Annotated in this window: 20 protein-coding genes, 3 pseudogenes and 1 riboswitch; of the genes and pseudogenes, 16 read left to right on the top strand and 7 right to left on the bottom strand. The window is 74.3% G+C overall.

The genetic code is table 11. From position 1 onward, the window contains the following. The 4 genes from ACN27A_RS05940 to ACN27A_RS05925 all read left to right on the top strand — a co-directional run bounded on the left by ACN27A_RS05940 (position 1) and on the right by ACN27A_RS05925 (position 3978). Complete coding sequence (locus ACN27A_RS05940) at positions 1–972, top strand: alpha-ketoacid dehydrogenase subunit beta (RefSeq protein ID WP_421450257.1); 972 nt, start codon at positions 1–3, stop codon at positions 970–972. Next, on the top strand, positions 973–2331 hold the full coding sequence (locus ACN27A_RS05935; protein ID WP_421450256.1) for a hypothetical protein: 1359 nt from the start codon (positions 973–975) through the stop codon (positions 2329–2331). It begins immediately after the preceding gene. A 158-nt stretch (positions 2332–2489) separates the two neighbouring features. Next, a complete protein-coding gene (locus ACN27A_RS05930) occupies positions 2490–3749 on the top strand; it encodes a hypothetical protein (protein WP_421450255.1) in 1260 nt (419 codons plus the stop codon). A gap of 37 nt (positions 3750–3786) precedes the next feature. Next, a complete protein-coding gene (locus ACN27A_RS05925) occupies positions 3787–3978 on the top strand; it encodes a hypothetical protein (protein ID WP_421450254.1) in 192 nt (63 codons plus the stop codon). Positions 3979–4085: 107 nt separating this feature from the next. Here the strand turns inward: ACN27A_RS05925 and ACN27A_RS05920 are convergent, their stop codons facing one another. Both ACN27A_RS05920 and ACN27A_RS05915 read right to left on the bottom strand, forming a co-directional pair. Next, the gene (locus tag ACN27A_RS05920; protein WP_132234698.1) at positions 4086–4733 is read right to left on the bottom strand and encodes a response regulator; all 648 of its coding nucleotides are present in this window, start codon (positions 4731–4733) and stop codon (positions 4086–4088) included. Then, positions 4697–6622 carry a sensor histidine kinase gene (locus tag ACN27A_RS05915; protein ID WP_421450253.1) on the bottom strand — a complete coding sequence of 642 codons (1926 nt, stop codon included), beginning with the start codon at positions 6620–6622 and terminating at the stop codon, positions 4697–4699. The genes ACN27A_RS05920 and ACN27A_RS05915 overlap by 37 nt, the downstream gene beginning before the upstream one ends. Before the next feature lie 131 nt (positions 6623–6753). On the opposite strand from ACN27A_RS05915, the pseudogene ACN27A_RS05910 reads away from it, so the two are divergent. Both ACN27A_RS05910 and ACN27A_RS05905 read left to right on the top strand, forming a co-directional pair. Further along, positions 6754–7455 (top strand): annotated as a pseudogene (locus ACN27A_RS05910) (ABC transporter ATP-binding protein); the annotation flags it as partial. A 29-nt stretch (positions 7456–7484) separates the two neighbouring features. Further along, on the top strand, positions 7485–8228 hold the full coding sequence (locus ACN27A_RS05905; RefSeq protein ID WP_421450252.1) for an ABC transporter permease: 744 nt from the start codon (positions 7485–7487) through the stop codon (positions 8226–8228). 81 nt (positions 8229–8309) lie between these two features. Here ACN27A_RS05905 and ACN27A_RS05900 read toward each other — a convergent pair whose 3' ends face one another. After that, complete coding sequence (locus tag ACN27A_RS05900; RefSeq protein WP_421450251.1) at positions 8310–8471, bottom strand: hypothetical protein; 162 nt, start codon at positions 8469–8471, stop codon at positions 8310–8312. A gap of 79 nt (positions 8472–8550) precedes the next feature. On the opposite strand from ACN27A_RS05900, the gene ACN27A_RS05895 reads away from it, so the two are divergent. The 3 genes from ACN27A_RS05895 to ACN27A_RS05885 all read left to right on the top strand — a co-directional run bounded on the left by ACN27A_RS05895 (position 8551) and on the right by ACN27A_RS05885 (position 11533). Beyond that, complete coding sequence (locus ACN27A_RS05895; RefSeq protein WP_421450250.1) at positions 8551–10053, top strand: MFS transporter; 1503 nt, start codon at positions 8551–8553, stop codon at positions 10051–10053. A 41-nt stretch (positions 10054–10094) separates the two neighbouring features. After that, positions 10095–10688, top strand: a complete 594-nt coding sequence (locus tag ACN27A_RS05890) for a TetR family transcriptional regulator (protein WP_421450249.1) — start codon at positions 10095–10097, stop codon at positions 10686–10688. 107 nt (positions 10689–10795) lie between these two features. Then, entirely contained in the window at positions 10796–11533 is a 738-nt protein-coding gene (locus ACN27A_RS05885) for a hypothetical protein (protein ID WP_421450248.1), read from the top strand. Between the two features lie 17 nt (positions 11534–11550). On the opposite strand, the gene ACN27A_RS05880 is transcribed toward ACN27A_RS05885, so the two are convergent. From ACN27A_RS05880 to ACN27A_RS05870, 3 genes are read right to left on the bottom strand one after another with little or no spacing between them, the layout of a single operon-like run. Then, positions 11551–12228: an SGNH/GDSL hydrolase family protein gene (locus ACN27A_RS05880; protein ID WP_421450247.1), complete on the bottom strand. Its 678-nt coding sequence runs from the start codon at positions 12226–12228 to the stop codon at positions 11551–11553. Between the two features lie 58 nt (positions 12229–12286). Beyond that, a complete protein-coding gene (locus ACN27A_RS05875; RefSeq protein ID WP_421450246.1) occupies positions 12287–13579 on the bottom strand; it encodes an MFS transporter in 1293 nt (430 codons plus the stop codon). Beyond that, positions 13576–15171 carry an AMP-binding protein gene (locus ACN27A_RS05870; protein ID WP_421450245.1) on the bottom strand — a complete coding sequence of 532 codons (1596 nt, stop codon included), beginning with the start codon at positions 15169–15171 and terminating at the stop codon, positions 13576–13578. The genes ACN27A_RS05875 and ACN27A_RS05870 overlap by 4 nt, the downstream gene beginning before the upstream one ends. 299 nt (positions 15172–15470) lie before the next feature. On the opposite strand from ACN27A_RS05870, the gene ACN27A_RS05865 reads away from it, so the two are divergent. The 6 genes and pseudogenes from ACN27A_RS05865 to ACN27A_RS05840 all read left to right on the top strand — a co-directional run bounded on the left by ACN27A_RS05865 (position 15471) and on the right by ACN27A_RS05840 (position 22634). Further along, positions 15471–16745: an SGNH/GDSL hydrolase family protein gene (locus tag ACN27A_RS05865; protein ID WP_421458378.1), complete on the top strand. Its 1275-nt coding sequence runs from the start codon at positions 15471–15473 to the stop codon at positions 16743–16745. A gap of 61 nt (positions 16746–16806) precedes the next feature. After that, a pseudogene (locus ACN27A_RS05860) lies at positions 16807–17745 on the top strand (alpha/beta hydrolase); the annotation flags it as partial. A 203-nt stretch (positions 17746–17948) separates the two neighbouring features. Then, entirely contained in the window at positions 17949–19073 is a 1125-nt protein-coding gene (locus ACN27A_RS05855; RefSeq protein ID WP_421450244.1) for an alpha-hydroxy acid oxidase, read from the top strand. Next, positions 19022–20426: pseudogene (locus ACN27A_RS05850) on the top strand (PLP-dependent aminotransferase family protein). The gene ACN27A_RS05855 and the pseudogene ACN27A_RS05850 overlap by 52 nt, the downstream one beginning before the upstream one ends. A gap of 67 nt (positions 20427–20493) precedes the next feature. After that, positions 20494–20754: a hypothetical protein gene (locus ACN27A_RS05845; RefSeq protein ID WP_132234668.1), complete on the top strand. Its 261-nt coding sequence runs from the start codon at positions 20494–20496 to the stop codon at positions 20752–20754. A 161-nt stretch (positions 20755–20915) separates the two neighbouring features. Beyond that, positions 20916–22634: a ribulokinase gene (locus ACN27A_RS05840; protein WP_421450243.1), complete on the top strand. Its 1719-nt coding sequence runs from the start codon at positions 20916–20918 to the stop codon at positions 22632–22634. Between the two features lie 221 nt (positions 22635–22855). Here the strand turns inward: ACN27A_RS05840 and ACN27A_RS05835 are convergent, their stop codons facing one another. Beyond that, positions 22856–24295, bottom strand: a complete 1440-nt coding sequence (locus tag ACN27A_RS05835; protein WP_421450242.1) for a glycine hydroxymethyltransferase — start codon at positions 24293–24295, stop codon at positions 22856–22858. A gap of 17 nt (positions 24296–24312) precedes the next feature. Continuing rightward, a riboswitch (ZMP/ZTP riboswitch) is annotated at positions 24313–24402 on the bottom strand. Positions 24403–24590: 188 nt separating this feature from the next. On the opposite strand from ACN27A_RS05835, the gene ACN27A_RS05830 reads away from it, so the two are divergent. Next, complete coding sequence (locus ACN27A_RS05830; protein ID WP_421450241.1) at positions 24591–25391, top strand: SDR family NAD(P)-dependent oxidoreductase; 801 nt, start codon at positions 24591–24593, stop codon at positions 25389–25391. Positions 25392–25475: the final 84 nt, after the last annotated feature.

Below are 25475 nucleotides of genomic sequence, written 5' to 3'. Positions count from 1 at the left end.
ATGCCCAGGCTCTCCTACCGCAAAGCGCTCACCCGGGCGCTCGCCGACGAGTTGGCCCGCGACGAGTCGGTGTTCCTGCTCGGCGAGGACATCCGGGTGGCCGCCTCGAACGTCACCGCCGGGCTGTTCAAGCGGTTCGGCCCGGACCGGGTGCGCGACACCCCGCTGTCGGAGCAGGCTTTCACCAGCTTCGCCACCGGGGCGGCCCTGGCCGGGATGCGACCGGTGGTGGAGTTCCAGATCCCGTCGCTGCTGTTCCTGGTCTTCGAGCAGATCGTCAACCACGCGCACAAGTTCCCGCTGATGACCGGCGGGCAGTGCGCGGTGCCGGTCACGTACCTGGTGCCGGGCTCCGGCTCCCGGACGGGCTGGGCGGGGCAGCACTCCGACCACCCGTACAGCCTCTTCGCCCACGTCGGGGTGACCACCGTCGTGCCGGCCACCCCGACCGACGCGTACGGGCTGCTGGTGTCGGCGGTGCGGTGCGACGACCCGGTGGTGGTCTTCGCCCCCGCCGGGGCGCTGGACGTCCGCGCCGACGTGGACCTCGCCGCGCTCGCCCCGGTGCCGCTGGGGCGCGCCCGGGTGCACCGGCCCGGCGACGACGTGACCGTGGTGGCGGTCGGGCACCTGGTGCACGACGCCCTCGCGGTCGCCGAGGAACTCACCGACCAGGTGTCGGTGGAGGTGTTCGACCCACGCACGCTGTACCCGTTCGACTGGGACGCCCTCGCCGAGTCGCTGCGACGCACCGGGCGGCTGGTGGTGGTGGACGACGCCAACCGCTCCTGCGGCATCGCCGGGGAGATCATCGCGACGATGGTCGAGCGGGTGCGGCTGGTGGCGCCGCCGCGCCGCGTCACCCGCCCCGACGGCGCGGTGCTGCCGTTCGCCCCGGCGCTGGACCGGGCCGTGCAGCCCACCCGCGAGCAGCTCCGGACCGCCATCGGACACGTCATGAAGGAGGGATGAATGGACGACGTCGACTACCGCTGGCCCTCCGCCGCGCGGGCGTGGCTCGACCTGCCCGCGCCGGTGCGCGCCGAGATGGTGGCCGCCGGGGCGGACTCCTGGCGGGAGGTCTTCGACGGCCGGGCCACGTACAACGAGCAGTGGCGGCTGGCCCGGCCGCCGGTGATGGACGAGACGTCGCTCGGCGTGCTCAACGCCGTCGCCGACCGGATCGCCCAGCTCATCTTCGAGGCGTGCCGGCGGCGGGCCGGCACTGCCGGGGAGCTGCGCCGGCTGCTGGACGTGCCCGACGGCGAGACCCGGCTGCTCGACGACGACGAGCCGCTGACCGAGGCGCTGCTCGACGCGTTCCGGCCGGACGTGCTGCTCAGCGACGGGGTGCCCCGGTTCGTCGAGTACAACATCGACAGCAGCCTCGGCGGGGCGTTCGACGCGGACACCACCGTGCGCCGCTTCGTCGAGGTCTACCGGCGCCGCGGCCTGACCGACCGGGTCCGCCTCGCGGCGGCCCCCTCGGCCGTCGACCGGCGGTTCGCCGCGATCCGCGCCGGCCTCGGCCTGCCCGAGGGGGCCCGCGTCGCCATGCTGATCGACTTCGACGCCGAGTACCCGGGACTCGACGACCCGCAGCGGTTCATCCGGCTGCTGTCGCCGGTCGTCGAGCGGGCCGCCGCGTGCGGCATGGACCTGGTCGTCGCGCCGGTCTCCCAGGTCACGCTGGACGACCGGAAGCGGCTCGTCGCCGGCGGCGCCCCGGTCGACGGGGTGTTCCGGCTCTTCGTGCCCAACCGGGTCACCCCGAGCGCCGGGGTCGACGCCCTGGCGGCGGCGCTGGCCGCGGGCACCGTGCCGATGTGGGTGTCGACGGCGGCGTGGCTGGTCGCCAACAAGCGGGCCTTCGCCTGGCTGTGGGAGGACGCCGGCGCGCTGCCGGCCGCCGACCGGGACCTGGTGCACCGGTACGTGCCGCGTACCTGGTCGCTGACGGCGGACCTGCTCGACCGGGCGGTCGCCGACCGGGCCGGCCTGGTGGCGAAGCCGGCCGACGGCTCCGCCGGGGTGGACGTGCTGATCGGCCGGGAGACCGACGCCGGCGCGTGGCGCGACGGGCTGACCCGCGCCGTCGACCGGGGCGGCTTCATCCTCCAGGAGTACGTGAGGGCCGACGACGTCGGGCTGGACTTCGTGCACATCGGGACCGGCGATACGGTCGCAGCCGAGGTGCCGTACAGCATCGCCCCGTACCTGTTCGGCCGCCGGGCCGCCGGCGCCTGCATCCGTACCGGCTTCCCCGGCTGCGACGGCGTGCTCAACCTGGCCCGAGGCGTCCTCCTCTCCGGCCTGCTGGTGGTCGACTGACGCCGCGCGGCGCGGCGGCTCGCCCCCACCCCGGTGACCGGGTGCGGAGTTCCGGCGGATCCCGCACGCCGCGCCGCGCAGACGTTTGCAAGAGTCGATGTGAGCGGTTTGACTGGGGGTCGTCGACGACGATCGCCGCCTGCCTGAAGGAGCCCGCCATGGGTCTTGGTCATCGATGGTTGTCGCGCACGGCGGCGGTGACGCTGCTCGTCCTCGCCGGGCTGGCCGTCCCCGGCGGTCCCGTGGCGGCGGCGAACGCGGATCCGAAGTTCACGGTCGACGTGACCGGTACGACGGTCCCGTCGGGGGTCGGGAAGAAGCGGCTCCACCTCAGGCTCACCAATCTGACCGACAGCACGCCGAGAGAGGCGATCTTCCACGTCCGCCCGGGCGAGCAGGACTGGCCGGACGGGATCTCCCTGATGTGGCCGGAGGGCGGTGGCTCCGGCGAGTGCGACGGCGACGCCGCGGGTTGGTACTGCCGGATCGGTCCGAACGCGCTCCCGGAGCTGCTGCCGGCAGCCGGCGAGACGGTGGATCTTCCCTTCGACGTCAACGTGCAGGAAAACCAGCAGCCCTACGAAGGCAGGTTCTCCGTCGAGGCCGGCATGGCCTGGGGCGACGAGCCGATGCGGACCGCTGCCCCCAAGTGGTTCACGCTCAGGTTGGTCGACGATCCCGAGGCCGATCTGTCGGTGGTGGCGCCGGACGTCAAGCAGTCGGTACGCATCGGCGCGGGCGGCCGGCTCGAACCCGCCGGGACGTTGCAGCCGGGTGAGACGGGCGCGGTGCGGTATCGCATCGTCAACCAGGGCCGCAAGGCGGTCGGTGGCGTCAAGGTCACACTGCGCCTGCCCGAGGCGGTGACGTTCACCCGACCGCCGAAGGAGTGCGTCGTCGCTCGCGACCGGCGGTCGGCCGTCTGCACCTACGCCACGCTCGCGCTGATCCCGGCCGGCCAGGACACCGACCCGACCGACGGCAGTCACTCCGCCGTCGAGCTGCACGATCTGGTGACGGTGGCGGCCGCCACGAAGGCACCCGCCACGTTGGCGGGCGGGACGGTGCAGGTCGAGGGCCTGGCCGCGCGGACGGACGGCCGCTCCGGCCTGCCGCGCACCGGGCTGCCGGCGAACGCCGTCGCCGTGCCGGCGGCCGACGTGGACGACAGCGACAACCGGGACGGGTTCGCGGTCCTGGTCGCGGCGAAGGGCGGTGCCGGGGACGACGACGGTGGCGACGATGGCGATGGCGGCGACGGCGGTGGCGGTGGCGACCTGCCGATCACCGGGCCGCGGGCCGGACTGGTCGCGGGAACCGGTCTCGCCCTGGTGGCGGGCGGCGGAGTCCTGTTGCTCCTCGCCCGGCGCCGCCGCGTGGTCGCGGTGCCCGGCGGGGGCGGGACGCCTGCCGCCTGATCTTTCGCCACGGGAGCCCGCCGGGCAGGATGGCCGGGTGGGTGGCGCGCGGGTGGGGCTGACGGTCGACGAGCTGCTGCCGGTGGCGCGGGCGGCGTTCGGGCGGGGGCGGGCGCTGGTCTCGGTACGGCGGCTGACCGGCGGCACGAAGAAGGGCGTCTACCGGCTGAAAGACAGAGATGGGGCCTCTAGCCAGGCTCCCAAGAAGTCACTACGCCACGTCCAGTGAGTGCACGAGCACCTCCCGATCGAGACCGACAGATCCCGTTCAAGACCCGAAGTCAGTCAGGCGTTGGGTCAGACCCCGGCGGGAGGTGCTCATCAACATCATCTCTGTCAGGCGTCGTTGAGGTAGGCGAGGACGGCGAGGACGCGGCGGTTGTCGTCGGAGGACGGGGGGAGACGCAGCTTGCCGAAGATGCTCGCGGTGTGCTTGCCCACGGCGCTCTCGCTCAGGAACAGCCGCTGCGAGATGGCGGCGTTGGAGCGGCCCTGGGCCATGAGTTCGAGGACGTCCCGCTCGCGCGGCGTGAGGCGGGCCAGGGGCGAGGCGGTGCCGCCGGCCGTCAGCAGCTTGGCGATCACCTCGGGATCCATCGCGGTGCCGCCCGCCGCGACGCGCCGCACGGCGTCGATGAACTGGTCGGCGTTCAGGACGCGGTCCTTGAGCAGGTAGCCGACCGCGCCGGCCCCGTCGGCCAGCAGTTCCCGGGCGTAGAGCTGCTCGACGTGCTGCGACAGCACCAGGACCGGCAGGCCGGGGACGTCCCGCCGGGCGGCCAGCGCCGCCTGGAGTCCCTCGTCGGTGAAGGTCGGCGGCAGCCGTACGTCGACGATGGCCACGTCGGGCCGGTGCCGGGCCAGGGCGGTACGCAGGGACGGCCCGTCGCCGACGGCCTCGGCGATGGTGAAGCCGTGGCTCTCGAGGAGCAGGACCAGACCGTCCCTCAGGATGTGGAGGTCTTCGGCGAGGACGACGCGCACGGGATCTCCATGGTGACGACGGTGGGTCCGCCGGGCGGACTGTGCAGGTTCAGGGTTCCGTCGAATGTAGCGAGGCGGCGTTGGACGCCGCGCAGCCCGGTCCCCGCAGCCGGGTCGGCCCCGCCGGGACCGTCGTCGGCCACCACCATCCGGAGCACCCCGTCGCGGTGCGACAGCGAGACGGAGATGTGGGCCGCGCAGCGTGCCGCGTTGGTGAGGGCCTCGCAGGTGACGAAGTAGGCGGCCGACTCGACCGGCGCGTCGAGCCGGTGGGGCAGGTCGACGTCCACGTCCACCGGCAACGGGGTGTCGAGCGCGATCGCCCGGATCGCGTCGCCGAGTCCGCGCTCGGCCAGCACCGGCGGATGGATGCCGCGTACCAGGTCGCGCAGCTCGGCCAGCGCGGCGGCGGACGTCTCCTGCGCCTGCGCCAGCACCAGCCGCGCCCGCGCCGGGTCGGTCTCCATGAGCCGCGCGACGGCGGCCAGGCCGAGCCCGACGGCGATGAGCCGGGCCTGGGCGCCGTCGTGCAGGTCGCGTTCGATGCGGCGCAGCTCGGCCGCCTGCACGTCGACGGCGTCGGCCCGGGTGGTGGCGAGGTGCGCGACCCGCGAGGCGAGCACGGTGGCCGCCGTGGGGGTGAGCAGGAGCCGGTCCCACGCCAGCCGCAGCCGCATCAGCGGGCCGGCCAGGCCGAGCCCGAGCAGCGCCACGGCCAGCCCGAGGGGCATGCTCGCCCAGTCCGGGAACGACGGCGCGACGAGGCCGACGTGCGCGAAGCCGAACCAGAGGTAGAACGGGGTGATCCAGTAGCCGGTGGACAGGCCGATCGGCACCGCCCAGCTCACCCAGGTCAGCGGCTGGCAGAACAGGCCGTAGAAGCCGAAGCCGACCAGGACCGCCGGGACGAACGAGAGCGGGGCCAGGGCGAGCGAGCCCAGCGCCCACAGCTGGTCCCGCCAGGTGGCCGGGTCGCCGAACAGCCAACCCGCCCGTTGACCCTGCACGGCCGCCACGAGATCGGTGTAGAGGACCCGCCCGACCCGGTAGTTGCCGTCCTCGCCGGGGCGGGGCGGCGGCGGGTACGGCCGGTACGGCGCGGGCAGGTCGGCATCCGTCCAGCGGCGGACGTGGCGCCGGTAGAACTCCACCACCGACCGCGTGGCCGGCAGGGTGTACGGCAGCAGCCCGCCCCACGACACGACGGCGGTGAGCAGGTTGAGCAGCAGGCCGCCGAACGCGGCGAGGGACAGCCCGGCCAGTCCGGCGCCCCGCCACGTCGCGGCCGACGTCCGGGTCACCCACCGGCCGACCGCCGTCTGCGGCGGCTTCCCGGTGCCCAGCAGCATGCCGGTCCACCGCCCGTACGCCCGCAACGCGGCCGGCGCGAGCAGGAACGCGGCCACGATCGCCGCGACGGCCACCGGCACCGACCACGCGAGCGGCCAGGGGGGCGACGCGAGCAGGGGCACGCCGGCCGTGATCAGCGCGGGCGGCACCAGGAGCGGGATCGCGCCGGTGACCGGGGTGAGCATCAGCCACGCCCATTCCCGGCCGAGGGTCGGGTCCTTCGCGTGGTGGTCCAGCCTGAGCAGGAACGCCGGCACCCGGTGCGACCTGAACAACGTGTCCCCGTGGACGTACCAGCCGTCCGCACGCCGGTGCGGTGCGGGCGGCCTCGACCGGACGGGCTCGGGGGTGTCCGCTCCGGCCCAGGCGCGGGCGAGCCGGCGGGCCAGCGCGGTCAGCCGGAACTGGCCGGAGACGACGAGCGGATAGGGGACGACCAGGGAGGCGGCGATCACGAGGAGGTACCCGTAGGCGAACCCGACCGCGACCAGGACGACCAGGGCGACGCAGCGCGGTACGGCGAGCACGAAGCGGGTCACGGGTCGAGTCTTCGCCGCACCGACCGCCACCGCATCGGGGCAGGCTACCGACCAGGGGTGGGGCTGGGTACACCCCCACCGGGCGGCTGGACCCATTCTGCGCGCCCACCGCGATTCCTAGCGTTGCCGGCATGTCAGTCATCGAGGTGCGCAACCTCCGCAAGCAGTACGGCGACCAGGTGGCCGTCGCCGACGTGTCGTTGAGCGTGGAAGAGGGCGAGATCTTCGGGCTCGTCGGCCCGAACGGCGCCGGCAAGACCACCACCGTGGAGTGCGTCGAGGGGCTCCGGACCCCGGATTCGGGCACGGTACGGGTGCTGGGGCTGGACCCGTACCGGGACCGCGCGGCGGTGCGGCGGAAGCTGGGCATCCAGCTCCAGGAGAGCCAGCTGCCGGACCGGATCAAGGTGTGGGAGGCGCTCGACCTCTACAGCTCGTTCTATCCGCACCCGGCCGACTGGCGGGAGCTGATGGACGAGCTGGGCCTGGCAGCCAAACGGAACACGGTGTTCGCGAAGCTCTCCGGCGGCCAGAAGCAGCGGCTGTCGATCGCGCTCGCCCTGGTCGGCAACCCGTCGGTGGCGATCCTGGACGAGTTGACCACCGGCCTGGACCCGCAGGCGCGGCGGGACACGTGGGAGCTGGTCCGGCAGGTCCGGGACCGTGGCGTCACGGTCGTGCTGGTGACCCACTTCATGGACGAGGCGGAGCGCCTCTGTGACCGGTTGGCGGTCGTCGTGGCCGGCCGGGTCGTCGCCGTTGACACTCCCCGCAACCTGATCGCCGGCGCCCAGGTGCCCGGCGTCGAACGGCCCACCCTGGAGGACGCGATCCTCTCCCTCACCTCTGCCAGGAGCCTCCGATGACCGCCCTTGCCAGGATCGTCCGCGTCGAGGCGAAGCTGTTCCTCCGGGATCCGGTCGGCACGTTCTTCGCCATCGCGTTCCCGGCCCTGCTGATCCTGGTGCTCGGCCTGGCCCTGCCGGGGACCCGCGACCCGTCGGAGGAGATGGGCGGCCGGCGTCCCGTGGAGGTCTACCTGCCGATCACCATGACGCTGGCCATCGCGACGGTGACGATGGTGACGCTGGTGGCCGTGGTGGCCAGCTACCGCGAGCGGGGCGTCCTGCGCCGACTGTCGACCACCCCGGCCTCGCCGACGGCGTTGCTCGTCGCGCAGGTGGTCGTGAACGTCGCCGCACTGCTGGTCGCCTGCGGCCTGGCCTGGCTGGTGGCGGCGACCGTCTTCGACGTCTCCCCGCCCGGCAACGCGGTCGGCTTCGTGCTGGCGTTCACGCTCGGGTCGAGCGCGATGTGCGCCGTCGCGCTGCTCGTGGCGGCGGTCACGCCGAGCGCCCGGGCCTCGTCGGGGGTCGGCCAGCTGATCTACTTCCCGATGATGTTCTTCGCCGGGGTGTGGACGCCGGGGCCGCAGATGCCGGACCTGGTGCGGAAGATCGCCGACTTCACTCCGCTGGGGGCCGCGTCCCTGGCCGTGCAGGACGCCTGGGCGGGCTCGTGGCCCACGCTGCTGCACCTGACCGTGATGGCGGCGTTCACCGTGGTGCTGGGCGGGTTCGCGGCCCGCTACTTCCGCTGGGAGTGATCCGCCGCCGCGAGCGGCACGGCCGCCGACGACGTCGACGCGACGGGGGACGGCGTCGTCGGAAGGTCCCGGTCGGCGCGGTCACCGGGTCAGGCCGACCAGGCCGGCCAGGTGCGCCACGCCGGCCGGCGCCGCGCCGCTGCCCGCCGCGGCGGAGCCGCCGCCCTGGCCCGGTCGGCGGCCAGCCGCGCCCGCCTCGGCGAGTCTCACCAGCACCGACGCGGTGATCCGGTACGCCCGCACCAGCCGGACGGTTCGTCGTTCCGGTCTTCTCCCTGGTAGAACTGTACCGTCGGGACGGTTTAGTTCTAGGGAGATGTGGATGAGTGCGGCGTTGAGCCCCACACGTCGCTGGGCGTCGCTGGCCGTGCTGGTGGGTGCCGTGTCGTTGTTGGCGATCGACGCGACGGTGCTCTATCTGGCGGTGCCCTCGCTGACCGCGGAGTTGTCGCCGACGGCGACGCAGGTCCTGTGGATCGGGGACATCTACTCCCTGGCCCTGGCCGGTCTGCTGGTGACGATGGGCAACCTGGCCGACCGGATCGGGCGGAAGCGGTTGTTGCTGATCGGCTCGGCCGCGTTCGGGTTGGCCTCGGCGCTGGCGGCGTTCGCCCCCTCGGCGGAGGCGCTGATCGCGGCCCGTCTGCTGTTGGGCGTGGCGGGTGCGACGATCATGCCGTCGACGCTGTCACTGATCCGGAACATCTTCACCGATCAGATCGAGCGGACGCGGGCGATCGCGATCTGGTCGGCCGCGGCGGCGAGTGGCATCGCGCTCGGCCCGCTGGTGGGCGGGGCGCTGCTGGAGCACTTCTGGTGGGGCTCGGTGTTCCTGATCAACCTCCCGGTGATGCTGCTCGTGCTGATCGTCGGCGGGTGGCTCCTGCCCGAGTCCCGCAACCCCGCCCCCGGCCGGTTCGACCTGGTCTCCAGCGCGTTGTCGATGCTGACGATCATCCCGTTCGTGTACACGATCAAGAAGCTCACCGGGGGCGCGTTCGGCGTCACCGCCGCCGTCGCGATCGTGGCGAGCGTGGTCGGCGGGGTGCTGTTCGTGCGTCGTCAGCGGCGGGTCGACTCGCCGATGATCGAGGTGGACCTGTTCCGCAATCCCGCGTTCAGCGGGGCGGTGCTGGTGAACTTCATCTCCGTGTTCGCCCTCAGCGGCGTCCTGTTCTTCTTCTCCCAGTACCTCCAGCTCGCCCGCGAGCTCAGCCCCCTGCGGGCGGGACTGGCGCAGCTGCCCGCGGCGGTAGCGGCGATGGCCGCGGTCGCGGCCGTCGGTTTCCTGCTCACCAGGCTCGGGCGGGGACGAGCCATCGCCGTCGCCCTGCTGACCGGGGCCGTTGGACTGGCGATCCTGGCCGCGCTCGAAGGCAGTGAGCAACTGGGCTGGGTGCTGCTCGCCATGGTCCCGCTGGGCCTGGGGATCGGCGTGGCCGAGACCCTCAGCGTCGACGCCGTGGTCTCCGCGGTCCGCCCGGCCAAGGCCGGCGCGGCGGCGTCGGTCGCGGAGACCGCGTACGAGCTCGGCGTCGCCCTCGGCATCGCGATCCTGGGCTCCGTCATCACCGTGCTCTACCGCTTCCACCTCGCCCTCCCCGCGGATGTCGCCGGCAGGGCTGCGACCCGGGCCGAGGACTCCCTGCCGGCGGCCAGCACGGTCCTGGCGCCCGGCAGCCGGGCGCTGGAGGCCGCGCAGGAGGCGTTCGTGTCCGCCATGCAGGCAACTACCCTGATCGCGAGCGCGGTCATGGTGATCGCCGCGATCGTGGCCTTCACGCTCATCCCGAACCACAAGGACGCTGCGCCAGCGGAGCACTGACCTCCCGGTGTTCTCGTGACCGGGGGAGAAAGGACGTCGACATGGCACGGACCGCTGGGCGCAGCGCAGCCGAGACGAGACGGCTCATCCTGGACGCTGCCGCGCGCCTCATCAGCAGGCATGGCACCGCGGTGCCCGTCTCGGACATCGCCGAGGCGGCCGGCGTGTCCAAGGGCGGTCTGCTCTACCACTTCCCCAACAAGGAGGAACTCCTCAGTGGTCTGGCCAACCATCTGATGGGCCAGTTCCGCCACGACGTCGAACAGGTCGCGGCCGAGGAGGAGGAAGGAACGCCGGGCAGGCTCACGAGGGCGTACATCCGGGTGAGCTTCGCCCACGCCGGCGACCTCACCGGGTTACGTGACTACATCGCCCTCGCCGCGCATCTCATGTTCGAACCCGGCCTGGAGGCGCTCGCACAGCAGGACGCGCAACAGTGGCGGGAGGCTCTCCTCGACGACGGCCTCGAACCCACGATCGTCCGCATGGTCATCGCCGCCGCGGACGGCAGCAACAGCGCACCCCTGTGGGGCGCCATCCTCGACGACGCCGACCGCGACCACCTGGAAGCGGACCTGATCGCCCTCACCTACCGCGACCGCGTCCAGGTCGGTTCGCGGAAGACCGACGTCTGACGGCCCGCCGACGGTTCCGCGTCGATGCGGGCGGCGTCGGGCTGCCGATCGGCGGGCCGACCAATTGACGTGGTGCGGCCGGTGACCGTCCTGGTAGGAAGGCGTCCATGCGTACCGTCGTGGAGCCGCTGCGGGCACGGCCGCGGCCGGCTGACCAGATGGACCGGCTGTTCGCGGGCGGCTGGCCGGCGTTCATCAAGGCCGACCGGCAGGTCGGCCGGTACCTCGGCCGGGTCCGGGAGGTGTTCGCCGACCTGGAACTCGTGCTGCTCGACGGCGACGGCGACCTCGTCGCGGCGGGGTGGGCGGTGCCGATCCGCTGGGACGGCGACCCGGCGCACCTGCCCGAGGGCTACACCGACTCCCTGCGCCGCGCGGTCACCGGCCACGACCGCGACGAGACCCCCGACACCCTCGTGGTGATGGCCGCCCAGGTGCGTGCCGACCTGCGTGGCCGGGGCCTGGCCGGCGACCTGCTCACGGCGCTGCGGTCGGTGGCCGAGGAGCGCGGCTGGTCGCGGGTGGTCGCCCCGGTGCGACCCACCCTCAAGGCGCGTTACCCGCTGACCCCGATCGAGCGGTTCGCCGCCTGGACCCGGGAGGACGGCTCCCCGCTCGATCCCTGGCTGCGCACCCACTGGCGGCTGGGTGCCCGGCCGATCGCCGTGGCGCCCCGGTCGCAGACGATGACCGGCACCGTCGCCGAGTGGCAGCAGTGGACCGGCATGGCCTTTCCCGACAGCGGCGACTACGTCATCCCCGACGGCCTCAGCCTGTTGCGCGTGGACCTCGGTCTCGACCAGGGCACCTACGTCGAGCCGAACGTGTGGGTCCAGCACCGCTGAGTCGCGTCACGGCCGGGTCAGGGCGCGAGGTGGGCGCCGAGGCGGCGGACGGTCTCGGCGGCGGCGACCGCGTCGCTGCGGGCGCTGCCGTGCCGGCCGTCGCTGCTGTACATCGTCGCCTCGGCGGTGAGCGGGTGGTCGGTGAGCCGCACGTGCAGGGTGCCGAGCCGTTCCGCGAGGGCCCCGGTGCGCGCGGAGAGCTGCCGCATCCGCTCGCCGAGGCCGGCGCGGTGCCGCTCGGGCACGGCGGGGCTGAGCGACACGTCGAACATGCCGACGGTGATCACGTCCGCCCCGGCCGCCTGCAGGGCCTCGATGATCGCGGCCAGCTCCGCGTCGACGGCGTCCGCGTCGTAGCCCCGCCCGAAGGCGTCGTTGCCACCGCAGACCACCAGCGCCAGGTCGGGGCGGAAGGCCAGCGCCGGGGCGAGCTGGGCGGCGCGCACCTCGTGCGCCCGCAGCCCCCGCAGGCCCAGATTGAGGTACGCCAGCTCCGGCCGGACGGCCCGCAGCTCGGCGGCGATGCGGTCGGCCCACTGCACGTCGGGATAGCCGTCGACGGGCTCGCAGAGCCCCTCGGCCACGCTGTCGCCCAGCACCGCGAAGCGCCGCCACGGGTGGTCGCGCAGCAGCGTCGCGCTCTCCCCGTCGCGCAGGCACCACGGATCCGTCGCCTCGGTCAACGTCGATGGCATGCCGGCACGCTAGCCGACGTCCGGGGGCCGGAGAAGGGCCTGGGGGACTGACGCGACGCTACGGCCGGTCGGCTTCCGGTGCCCGGCTGCCACGGACGACGCGCGGTTGGCGTGTCAATGTCGCGCTGGCGATCCCGCTCGGCTCCGGCGCTTCCGCCGCCGTCGACCCTGGCCGCAGGCCGGGCAGCAGCGGCAGCAGGGTGACCACGAGGGAGAACGCCGCCATGACCAGCAGGGCGGGGGCGAGGCCGAGCGCGGTGGCCGACCAGCCGCCCAGCAGCGCGCCCAGCGGCAGGCCCGCGAACGCCAGCGACCCGGCCAGCCCGATCACCCGGGTCTGCAGGCCGGCCGGCACCCGCTCGTAGATCGCCACCCCGAGCAGCGGGTTCACCGCCGCGATGCCGATGCCGGAGGCGAACGTCACCGCCAGCACCACCGCCAGCTCCTCGCTCAGCGCCAGGACCAGCAGGCGCGGGGCGCCGCCGAGCGCCGCGCCGACCACGAAGGTCAGGTACCGGGGCAGCCGGGGACCGTACGCCGTGAACAGCAGGTTGCCCAGCAGCGCGCCGGCCGAGAACGCCCCGAGCAGCAGGCCCAGCCCGGCGGGACCGCGCAGCACGTCGGCCACCCAGAGCGGGATGTAGACCGCGACGCTCGCGTTGACCCCCATGTTCAGCGCCGAGATCACCAGCAGCATGGTCAGCAGCATCCGGTCGCGGCCCAGGTGGCGGAACCCGCCCGCGAGCGCGCGCAGGTAGCCCTCCGGCGCCGCCGGTCCCGTCGCGGCGGCCGGCGGCCGGACCAGCAGGCCGACCAGCAGGGCGCAGGCGGCGAAGCTGGCGGCGTCGATGAGCAGCGCCTGCGTCACCCCGAACCACCAGACGAGCAGCCCGCCCATCCCCGCGCCGAGCAGGGTGACCAGCCGGCCCAGCCCGTCGTAGACGGAGGTCAGCCGGATCAGTCGCACCCCGGCGGCCTCGGCGGCCGGGCGGAACATCGCCTGCTTGACCCGGTCGCCGACGCCCCGCAGCGCGCCCACCAGGGCGACCAGGGCGAGCAGCGCGCCGAAGCCGAGCCACGGGGTGAGAGCCACCGCCACCATCAGCCCCGCGCTGCCGGCGTCGGCCAGGATGGAGGTGCGGCGCAGGCCGATCCGGTCCGCCCAGGGCGTGCCGAGGGCGCTGGAGAGCAGGTAGGGCAGCGTCTCGGCGGCGGCCACCGCGCCCATCTTCGCCGGGCTGCCGGTGGTCTCCAGCACCAACCAGGGCAGGGCCACCACCGAGATCCGGCTGCCCAGGTTGGAGATCAGGTCGGCGGCGACCAGGACGGTCAGTTCCCGCCGGGGGGTCACGCCAGGCTGCCGATCGACGCCTCCGGGTGCTCGACCGACGACGGATGGTCCGCGGCGTACCGGGCCCGCAGCGCGCGCTTGTCCACCTTGGCCGAGCGGTTGAGCGGCAGCCGGTCCAGGAACTCCACCCCGCCCGGCGCCCAGGTGTCGCTGAGCTCGGCGGTCACCAGGTCGATCAGCTCCCCGGCGGTCACCGTCGCGCCGGGCGCCGGCACCACGTAGGCGTACGGCAGCTCGCCGGCCGCCTCGTCGGGCACGCCGATCACCGCCGCCGCCCGTACCTGCGGGTGCCCCGCCAGGACGTCCTCGATCGGGCGGGAGTGGATCGGCCAGCTGCGCCGCCGGGTGAGGATCCGGTCCTGCAACCGGTCGACGAGGTAGAGGTAGCCGTCGTCGTCGAGGTGCCCGACGTCGCGGGTGCGCACCCAGCCGTCGACAAGCGTCTCGGCGGTCAGCTCGGGCTGGCCGTGGTAGCCGGCGAAGCGCAGGCCGGTGTGCACCCACACCTCGCCGTTCTCACCGGGCGGCAGGACCGTGCCGTCCTCGGCGCGGATCTCGACGCGCACGTCGCCGTAGGGTCGCCCGCAGGAGCGCAGCCGCTGCGGGTGCGCCGGGTCGTCGGTCAGCCCCGGCAGGGCGGTGACGACGACGGCCTCGCTGAGGCCGTACACGATCCGCAGCACCGGGCCGAAGCGCGCGATCGCCTGGCGCAGCCGGGCGGGCGCGGCGGGCCCGGCGCCCACGTTGAACATGAACATGGCGGAGAAGTCCGCGCCGTCGAGGGCCGGGTGGTCGAGCACCTCGTAGAGCATCGGCGGCGTGACGAATGTCGAGTTGATCCGCTCCCGGTCGACGGTCCTGATGAACCGCGCCGGGTCCCAGCCGTCGCGCGGGAACAGCACCCCGCCGGTGAAGAGGTTGAACAGCGTGGTGATCTGGCCGCTGGCCAGCCACATCGGCGAGTGCGACAGGTGCCGCAGCGGCGGGTGCCCGGCGGCGCGGAAGTCGGCGGCCAGGGCGAGGATCTGGGCGTAGAAGCTCTCCCGGTGGTGCACCAGCTTCGGGGTGCCGGTGGTGCCGCTGGTCTGCAGGAACGACTCCGGCGCCGGCAGGTCGGCCGGCAGCTCGACCGCCCCGGCGCGCTCCGCCGCGGCGAGCAGGTCCGGGCCCGCGCCGCCCGGGCCGAGGCAGAACACGGGTACGCCGGACAGCCCGGCGGCCAGCTCCGGGCCCAGCCCGGCCGGGTCCCGGGCGTCGAAGACGAACGCGTCGGGACGGGCCAGCCGGGCGAACTCGTCGACCTCCCGGCGGGACGTCACCGGGGCCACCCACATCGTGCGGCAGCCCAGCAGGTGCAGGGCGAGTTGCACCAGCGGCCCCTCCACGGGGTTGCCGAGCGCGAGCAGCACCGACTGCCCCGGCCGTACGCCGTGCCCGAGCAGCGTCGCAGCCAGCCCGCGCACCCGCGCGGCGGCCTCGGCGTAGCTGAGCCGGTGTCCGTTTCCGACCAGCGCCTCCCGGTCGCCGAAGCCCGCGAAGAGCTCCAGCGCCCGGTGCACGTAGCCGGCCGGTCGTACCGCTCGGTCGGTCATCCGACAGCCCCCTCGCCGCAGAAGTGTGGCCGTGTGCCGGGCGGCCCGGCACGGCGCGGCGGCCGGGCGGGCGCACCGCCGCCGTCCGTGAGCGTAGGGACCACCGACTGTCACCGGACAGAGCCTGAACGGCGCTCCGGACGGACCGGAGGACATTTGATCGCGTCGATCAGGTTGATTGACGGTCGTGAAACGGGACGGCTAGGTTTCTGGACCATCGTCCAGGCGGTGCCGTCAGCGGACGGCCCTGGGCTGCCAACGATGGAGGTTCAATGTCGACTCCGAAGAGATGGCATGTCATCACGGCCGCGGCCACCCTGCTCGTCGCCGGCGCCCCGGCGATGGTGGCCAGCGCCGGTCCGGCGGACACCGAGGCGTCCCGCCAGCGCACGGTCTGGGCGGGCAGCTGGGCCGCCGCGGTCACCAGGGGAAACGCGACAGGCCTGACCAACAACGGCCTCAACGACCAGAGCGTACGGATGGTCGTGCACACCACCGTCGGCGGAGAGCGCTTCCGGGTCCGACTCAGCAACTCCTACGGCGAGCAGGCCGTCCAGGTCGGCCGCGCCACCGTCGCGAAGCCGAACACCGCGACCCCCGACGACCTGTCCGACATCGACCCCTCGACCCTGCGGACGCTGACCTTCGGCGGCGCCACCTCGGCCACCATGAACCGGGGCGCCGAGCTGGTCAGCGACCCCGTCGCGCTGCCCGTCGGCGACCAGCAGGACCTCGTGCTGACCGTGCACTTCCCGACCCCCACCGGGCCGGTGACCTTCCACGGCCAGTCCCGGCAGACCAACTTCATCGGCGCCAGCGACCTGACCTCCGCCACCGGCGGGGCCGGGTTCACGATCCGACCGAACTGCTGCTGGTTCTTCCTGTCGGGCATCGACGTGCAGCGCCGGCACAGCCCCGGTTCGGTGGTGGTCCTCGGCGACTCCATCGCCGACGGCAACGGCAGCACCGTCAACGCCAACAAGCGCTGGCCCGACCTGCTCGCCGACCGGCTCATCGACGCCCGCCCGGACGTCCGCACCCCGGGGGTGCTCAACCTCAGCCTCGCCGGCAACCGGCTCAACCACGAGGGCCCCGAGCCCGGGGCCGGCGGCTTCCCCGGCTACCACGAACTCGGCCCCAACGCCCTGGCCCGGCTCGACGAGGACGTCTTCGCGCAAACCGACACCCGGACCGTGATCACCGGACTCGGCATCAACGACATCTGGATGTCGGGCGACTCCGCCGAGCAGATCATCGCCTCGCTGCGGCAGATCAACCAGCAGGTGCAGGCGCGCGGGCTGCGCAGCCTGGTGACGACGCTCAGCCCGTACGAGGGGCACGGCAACCCGGGGGTGTGGACGCCGGAGAAGGAGGCCACCCGGCAGGCGGTGAACGCGTGGCTGCGCGGCAGCGACGAGTTCGACGGGCTGCTCGACTTCGACCGGGTGCTGCGCGATCCGGCGCAGCCGAGCCGGCTGCTGCCCGCGTACGACTCGGGCGACCACATCCACCCGAACGACGCCGGCAACCAGGCGCTGGCGGACGCCGTACCGCTGCGACTGCTCGGCCTGTGACACCGGCGCGGGCGGCGGGCGACTCCCGCCGCCCGCGCCGCCGTACCCGAGGAGGGCCCACGTGAGCGTCCATCCGCAGGTGGCGGCGTACCGGGCCGCCCGCGCGGCGGCCGGCACCCCGCCGCTGTACAGCCAGACCCTGGCCGAGGCCCGCGCCGCCGACCTCGCCGCGATCCGCGCGGGCGGCGGCGCGGTCGAGCCGGTGCACGAGGTACGCGACACGCGCGTGCCCGGCCCGGCCGGCGACCTGCCGGTGCGCATCCACCGGCCGGCGGGGGAGGGGCCGCTGCCCACCCTGGTCTACTTCTTCGGCGGCGGCTGGACGCTGGGCAGCGTCGACACCGCCGACGGCATCTGCCGGCGTCTCGCCAACGCGGTGCCCTGCCAGGTGGTCACCGTCGGCTACCGGCTGGCCCCGGAGCATCCCTTCCCCGCCGCCGTGCACGACTGCCACGCGGCCACCGCGTGGCTCGCCACGCACCCGGAGGAGTTCGGCGTCGACCCGGAGCGCGTGGCGGTCGGCGGGGACAGCGCCGGCGGCAACCTCGCCGCCGCCGTCACCCTGCTGGCCCGGGAGCGCGGCGGGCCCCGCCTCGCCGCGCAACTGCTGGTGTACCCGAACACCGACCAGAGCGCCGTACCCGACGGCGACGGCGAGGACCCGCTGCTGTTCAACCGCCGCTCGGTCGCCTGGTACCGGGGCCACTACCTCACCGACCCGGCCGACGCGCGGCACCCGCTGGCGTCGCCGCTGCTCGCCGCGGACCTGACCGGTCTGCCGCCGGCGCTGGTGGTCACCGCCGAGCACGACCCGCTGCGCGCCGAGGGGGAGCGGTACGCGCACCGGCTGCGCGACGCCGGGGTGCCCACCACCCTCACCCGGTACGCCGGCATGGTCCACGGCTTCTTCGCCATGCCCGCAGCGTTCGACGACGGCCGCCGCGCCCAGGACCAGGCCGCCGCGTTCCTGCGCGGCCGGCTCGGCACGCCGGGCGGCGACGCGGCGGGCGGTGGCGTGCCGGGCGGCGACGCGGCGGGTAGCTGCGCGACAGGCGGTGGCGCGGCGAGTGGTGGATCGCCCGGCGCGACGACCGCCGAGGCGGCGATCGGCGGCGCGGCTTCCGGCGGCGTGGCGGGCGGTGCATCGGCCGGTAGTGCGGCGACCGTCAGTGGGGGCGGCGCCGGGGTGAGGGGAGACCGGTGATGGTGGAGGGCGTACTGCCGAAGTCGGACCTGCCGGTGGCGCAGCCGTCGCCGGCCAGTCTGGCCGACTTCGCGGGGCTGGCCCGCTCGGTGCTGCCACCCGACGTGTGGGACTACGTCGACGGTGGCAGCGGCGCCGAGACGACGCTCGCCGCGAACCGCCGCGCGTTGGACCGGGTGGCCGTGTTGCCCCGGGTGCTGCGCGGCGTGCACACCCCCCGCACCGGGGCGCGGCTGCTCGGCGCGTCGTACGCCATGCCGGTGGCCGTGGCACCCATGGCGTACCAGCGGCTCGTGCACCCCGAGGGGGAGTTGGCGCTGGCCGCCGCCGCCCGCGCTGCCGACGTGCCGTACGTGGCCAGCACCCTGAGCAGCGTGCCGATCGAGCAGATCGCGGAGACCGGCGCGAGGGTCTGGTTCCAGCTCTACTGGCTGCGCGACCGGGGCCTGGTCGCCGACCTGCTGGACCGGGCGCACGCGGCGGGCTGCACGGCGCTGACGGTCACCGTGGACGTGCCGATCCTCGGCCCTCGCCGACGCGACGTGCGCAACGCGTTCGCCATCCCGCCGCACGTGGTGGCGGCCAACCTGCCGGCCGGCCGGGACGATCTCGCGCACACCGCCACCCCCGGGGTCTCCGCCATCGCCGCGCACACCGGCGAGGTCTTCGCGCCCGCGCTGACCTGGGCCGACCTGGAGTGGCTGCGCGGCCGTACGGCCCTGCCGCTGGTGGTGAAGGGCGTGCTGGACCCGCGCGACGCGGAATTGGCGGTGGCCGCCGGCGCGGACGCCGTGGTGGTCTCCAACCACGGCGGCCGGCAGCTCGACGGGGCCCCGGCCACCGCCACAGTGCTGCCGGAGGTGGTGGCGGCGGTGGCGGACCGGTGCGAGGTGCTGCTGGACAGCGGCGTGCGCGACGGCGTCGACGTGCTGCGCGCGCTCGCCCTCGGCGCGCGGGGGGTGCTGGTCGGCCGGCCCATGCTGTGGGCGCTCGCCGCCGGCGGCGAGGCCGGGGCGCGGACGGCGCTGGCGCTGCTGGCCGGCGAGTTCCGCGACGCCCTTGCGCTGGCCGGCTGCGCCGACCCGGCGGCGGCCCGCGAGCTGCGCGTGATCAGGGAGGGCTGACCGGTGCCGGAGACGGTGGACCTGCGCGTCGCCGACCTGCACCCGGCGGTCGACGACCCGGCGCTGAACTCGATGAACTTCCTCAACGAGGTGGCCCAGCACTACCCCGACGCGGTGTCGCTCGCGGCCGGCCGGCCGTACGAGGAGTTCTTCGACGTCGCGGCGCTGCACCGGCACCTGGAGAGGTTCCGCCGGCACCTGGCCGACGACCTGGGGCAGAGCCCCGCGCAGGTGCACCGGACGCTGTTGCAGTACGGCCGCACCAAGGGCATCGTGCACCACCTCGTCGCCCGCAACCTCGCCGTCGACGAGCAGCTGACGGTCGACCCGGAGGCGATCGTGGTGACCGTCGGCTGCCAGGAGGCGATGTTCCTGGTGCTGCGGGCGCTGCGGGCCGACCCGCGCGACGTGCTGCTCGCCGTCGCCCCGACGTACGTGGGGCTGACCGGCGCCGCCCGGCTGCTGGACCTGCCGGTGCGGCCGGTGGCCGGCGGCCCCGCCGGGATCGACCTGACCGACCTGCGCGAGCAGGTGCGCCTCGCCCGGGCGGCGGGGCTGCGCCCGCGCGCCTGCTACGTGATGCCGGACTTCGCCAACCCGTCCGGGACCAGCATCGGCCTGGCCGACCGGCGGCGGCTGCTCGACCTGGCCGCCGAGGAGGACCTGCTGCTGCTGGAGGACAACCCGTACGGTCTCTTCCCCGCCTCGGAGTCGGGTCGGCCGCCGGCGCGGTCCGGTCGGCCGCCGACACTCAAGGCGCTGGACACCGCGCGGCGGGTGGTCTACCTGGGCTCGTTCGCCAAGACGGTGCTGCCCGGCGCGCGCGTGGGCTACGTGGTCGCCGACCAGCGCGTCGCCGGCGCCGACGGCACGGTGGGGCTGCTCGCCGACCAGCTCGCCAAGATCAAGAGCATGGTCACGGTGAACACCTCGCCGATCGCCCAGGCGGTCGTCGGCGGGGCGCTGCTGGAGCACGGGTGCAGCCTCGTGGCGGCCACCGTCCGGGAACGGGCCGCGTACGGACGCAACCTGCGCCATCTCGTCGACGGCCTGGCCCGGCGCTTCCCGGCGGGCACCTCGCCGGTGCGGTGGAACGTCCCGGCCGGCGGGTTCTTCGTCGTGGTCACCGTGCCGTTCGGGGTCGACGACGCGCTGCTGCACCGCTCCGCCCGTGGGTACGGCCTGCTCTGGACGCCGATGGCGCACTTCTACGACGACGGCGCCCCGGTCGACGCGCTGCGGCTGTCGGTCAGCGCCGTGACCCCGGAGCAGATCGACCTCGGGCTGGACCGGCTGGTCGCGCTGGTCGCCGACGAGACGGCCCGCCGGGCGACGAACGCCGAGGTGGGATGACACAACGCGTTCACCGCATGGCAAAGCGCGACTGCCCGTGTTTCGCCGTCCTGGGTGGACACTCATAATGGACGCCATGGTCGCCTGGGAGTACGCGTTGCTGGTCCGCCGTTATCAGGGGCAGGGCCGCGCCTTTCACGTCAGCTTCACCTGGTACGGCCCGGACGGGTCGCGCCGGGACATCACCGCGTACGGCGACACGGCGATCGCGCACCTCAACCGGGCCGGCCGGGAGGGCTGGGAGCTGGTCTCCGCCGCCGAGGACGTGAACAACGTCCAGGGCAGCACCGAGGTGCACCGCTACCACCTCAAGCGGCCGGTGGCCTGACGCCCCGGCCCGCCCCTGCCTCCCCGCCGCTCCGGCCCAGGGCGGGCCGCCGGCTGTCGGTCACGTGCCGCAGGCGCGGCGGTGTTGCTACCGTTTCCTCCCGCCGCCGCCGACCGGTCGCCCGCCCGGGTGCCGGCGCGCCGCGGCGGGAGGGAGCAGCCGTGGCGGCAGGAGAAGGCGCGGCGGCAGGAGAAGGCGCGGCGCGGCCGGCGGCCGGGCCGGCCCGGTTCGTCGTCGGCGTCGACTTCGGCACCCTCTCCGGCCGGGCGGTCGTGGTCGACGTCGCCGACGGCGCCGTGCGGGGCGAGGCCGTCCACCCGTACCGGCACGGGGTGATCAGCGAGCGGCTGCCCGACGGCACGCCGCTGCCACCGGACTGGGCGTTGCAGCACCCCGACGACCACCGCGAGGTGCTCCGCGTCGCGGTGCCCGCCGCGCTGCGCGCCGCCGGGATCCGGCCCGGGGACGTGTGCGGCATCGGCGTCGACGCCACCTCCTGCACGATGCTGCCCGCCCTTGCCGACGGCACCCCGCTCTGCGAGCTGCCCGACCTGGGCGGCCGGCCGCACGCGTACCCGAAGCTGTGGAAGCACCACGCGGCCCAGCGGCAGGCCGCCCGGATCAACGACGTCGCCGCCGCGCGCGGTGAGCGCTGGCTGCCCCGCTACGGCGGCCGGGTCTCCGCCGAGTGGCAGCTCGCCAAGGCGCTGGAGGTGCTGGAGGAGGACCCGGCGGTCTTCGACCGGGCGGAGCGCTTCATCGAGACCACGGACTGGCTGGTCTGGCAGCTCTGCGGCCGGGAGACCCGCAACGTCTCCGCCGCCGGCTACAAGGGGCTGCGGCAGGACGGGCGGTACCCGTCGGCGGAGTTCCTGCGCGCCCTGCACCCCCGCCTCGACGGCCTGCTGCCGCGCGTCGACGGTCCGCTCGTGCCCGTGGGCGCCCGGGCCGGCGGGCTCACCGCCGCGGCCGCCGCGTGGACCGGGCTGCCGGTCGGGACCGCCGTCGCGGCGGGCGCCATCGACGCGCACGTCACCGCCGCGGCGGCCCGCGCCGTCGAGCCCGGCCGGATGCTCGCGGTGCTCGGCACCTCCACCTGCCTGATCATGAACGCGACGGCGTACCGCGAGGTGCCCGGCGTCTGCGGCGTGGTCGACGGGGGCGTCACCACCGGCGCCTGGGGCTACGAGGCGGGACAGAGCGGGGTCGGCGACATCTTCGCCTGGTACGCCCGCACCGCCCTGCCGGCCGGCTACGCCGACGAGGCGCGCCGCCGGGGGATCAGCCCGTACGAGCTGCTGGACACCCTGGCCGCCGACCAGCCGGTGGGCGGGCACGGGCTGCTGGCCCTGGACTGGCACAGCGGCAACCGCTCGGTGCTGATGGACCACGAGCTGAGCGGCGTGCTGGTCGGGCTGACCCTCGCCACCCGCCCCGAGGAGATCTGGCGGGCGCTGCTGGAGGCCACCGCCTTCGGCGCCCGGACCGTCGTCGACGCGTTCACCGCCGCCGGGGTGGCCGTCGACGAGTTGACCGTGGCCGGCGGGCTGACCGGCAACCGGCTGCTGCTGCGGATCTACGCCGACGTGCTCAACCGGCCGTTGCACGTGCTCGACTCCGCCCACCCGGCGGCGCTGGGCGCGGCCATCCACGCGGCGGTCGCCGCCGGGGCGTACCCGGACGTGCCGGCCGCCTCGGCGGCGATGGGCGCCGGCCGACGCGAGACCTGGCACCCCGATCCGGCCCGCGCGGCGGCCTACGACGACCTGTACGCCGAGTACCGCGCCCTGCACGACCACTTCGGCCGGGGCGGCACCGACGTCCTGCACCGCCTCCGCACCCTCCGCCCCCACCCCCACCCCCACCCCCACCCCCACTAACCCCCACCCCCTTCGCCCCCCCGCCCCACCCCACCAGCGTCGATCATGCAGTTGTGGCGGGTCACAATGGGGCATCAAGGCGGGTGAAACGGGCGCCAAAACTGCATGATCGACGCGGCACAGGGCGATGCCACGACGGGGACGGGGACGGGGGCGGGGACGGGCGGGGGCGACGGCGCCCCCGCTCGGCGGGGCCGGGCGGGGGCGTCGGGTGGTGCGGGTCAGCCTAGGTCGACGGCCGGGTAGAGCGGGAAGCCGGTCAGCAGGTCGCTGGCCTGCTTGCTGATCCGGTCGGCGACGGCGGGGTCGAGGACGTACTTGGCCTTGGACGGGGTGCCGTCCGGGTTGGCGCCCGGCGTGGTCTGGCTGAGCACGGTGTGGATCAGCTCGGCCGTCTCGTCCATCTGCGCGGTGCCGAGGCCCCGGCTGGTCAGCGCCGGGGTGCCGATCCGGATGCCGGAGGTGTACCAGGCGCCGTTCGGGTCCTGCGGGACGGAGTTGCGGTTGGTGACGATGCCCGAGTCGAGCAGCGCCTGCTCGGCCTGCCGGCCCGTGAGCCCGTAGCCGGAGACGTCGATCAGCACCAGGTGGTTGTCGGTGCCGCCGGTGACCAGCTTGCCGCCGCGCCGCAGCAGCCCCTCGGCGAGGGCCTGGGCGTTGTCGACGATCCGCTGCGCGTAGTCGGCGAAGTCGGGGCGGCGGGCCTCGGCGAGGGCGACGGCCTTGGCGGCCATCACGTGCGGCAGCGGGCCGCCGAGCACCATCGGGCAGCCCCGGTCGACCTGGTCGGCCAGCTCGGGCTGGCAGAGCACCATGCCGCCGCGTGGGCCGCGCAGCGACTTGTGGGTGGTGGTGGTGACGATGTGCGCGTGCGGCACCGGGTCGAAGTCGCCGGTGAAGACCTTTCCGGCGACCAGGCCGGCGAAGTGCGCCATGTCGACCATGAAGGTGGCGCCGACCGAGTCGGCGATCTCCCGCATGATCCGGAAGTTGACCTTCCGCGGGTACGCCGAGTAGCCCGCGACCAGGATCAGCGGCTTGAACTCGCGGGCCGCCTCGGCGACCTTGTCGTAGTCCACGAGGCCGGTGACCGGGTCGGTGCCGTAGCTGCGCTGGTCGAACATCTTGCCGGAGATGTTCGGCCGGAACCCGTGGGTGAGGTGGCCGCCGGCGTCCAGCGACATGCCGAGCATCCGCTGGTTGCCCAGCTCCCGGCGCAGCGCGAACCAGTCCGCCTCGGTGAGGTCGTTGACCTGCCGGACCTGGGCCTTCTTCAGCGCCGGCGACTCCACCCGGTCGGCCAGGATCGCCCAGAACGCCACCAGGTTGGCGTCGATGCCGGAGTGCGGCTGCACGTACGCGTGGGCGGCGCCGAACAGCTCCCGGGCGTGCTCGGCGGCGAGCGCCTCGACGGTGTCGACGTTCTGGCAGCCCGCGTAGAAGCGGCGCCCGACGGTGCCCTCGGCGTACTTGTCGCTGAACCAGTTGCCCATGGTCAGCAGGGTCGCGGGGGAGGCGTAGTTCTCGCTGGCGATGAGCTTGAGCGACTCGCGCTGGTCGGCGAGCTCGGCGCCGATGGCGTCGGCCACCCGGGGCTCGACGGCGCGGATCACCTCGAGGGCGCTGCGGAAGGCGGTGGATTCGGCGTTCAGCGACGACATGCGACCTCCAGTGACGTGCGGAAGGCCCAGGCGCTCGGCATGCGTCCTCATGACGGGACCGCTTCCCGATGGTGCCCCATCCCTACGCGCCAGTCACGGCCCGCGCCGATCCTACCGGGTCGACCCCGGCGGTTCCCGGCCCACCTCGCCCCGGCGACGGACCCCCGGCGAGGTGGTCGGGTGTCGATGTGGGGATTAACCGGCCCGGACCGGGGCACAGCACACACCGGGGCACAGCACACCTGGACGGCCTCGGATGCGCGGGCCGCCAGCCGACGAGGGGAGTGACGAGGAGATGACCACATCGGGCACGGACCGACCGTTCGCCGTGGTGACCGGCGCGTCCAGCGGCATCGGGTACGAACTGGCGGTCCAGTTCGTCGAGCACGGGTACGACCTGCTGATCGCCGCCGAGGACGACGGGATCGGCACGGTGGCGGAGCGGCTGCGGCGCGACGGTGGACCCCGGGTGGATCCCGTCCGGACCGATCTGACCCGTGCCGAGGGAGTCGAGGAGCTGGCGGCGGCGGTGGCCGGCCGCCCGGTCGACGCGCTGGCGCTCAACGCCGGGCGGGGCGCCGGTGGGGAGTTCGTCGGGGGCACCACGCTCGCGGACGAGCTGGCCGTCGTCGACCTGAACGTGCGCTCGACGGTGCACCTGGCCAAGCTGCTGCTGCCCGACATGGTGCGGCGCGGCGCCGGCCGGGTCCTGTTCACCTCGTCGATCTCCGCCACCCTGCCGGGCCCCTTCCAGGCCGTCTACGACGCCTCGAAGTCGTTCGTGCAGTCCTTCGCGGAGGCACTGCGCGACGAGCTGAAGGACACCGGGGTGACGGTGACCTCGCTGATGCCGGGGCCGACAGACACGGAGTTCTTCGACCGTGCCGAGATGGCGGATACCCGGGTCGCCTCGGGACGCAAGGACGACCCGCGGACCGTGGCCGAGCAGGGCTTCGCGGCGATGCTGCGGGGCGACCAGACGGTGACTGCGGGTTCGCTGCTCACCAAGGTGCAGACCGCCGCCGGCAAGATCCTCCCGGACAAGCTCAATGCGGCGCAGCACCGCAGAATGGCCGAGCCGGGCTCCGGCAACTGACCCTTCCGGGGCCCGGCGACGGGTCGCGGGGGCCCGGCGCCGGTGCGGGGAACTCGCGGCCGGGCGCGCCGCTGCCTAGGATCA

The organism is Micromonospora sp. WMMD737 (genome assembly GCF_049179055.1).
GTDB classification, from domain to species: Bacteria; Actinomycetota; Actinomycetes; order Mycobacteriales; family Micromonosporaceae; genus Micromonospora; species Micromonospora reichwaldensis.
This window is presented reverse-complemented; position numbering and strand designations above follow the sequence as displayed.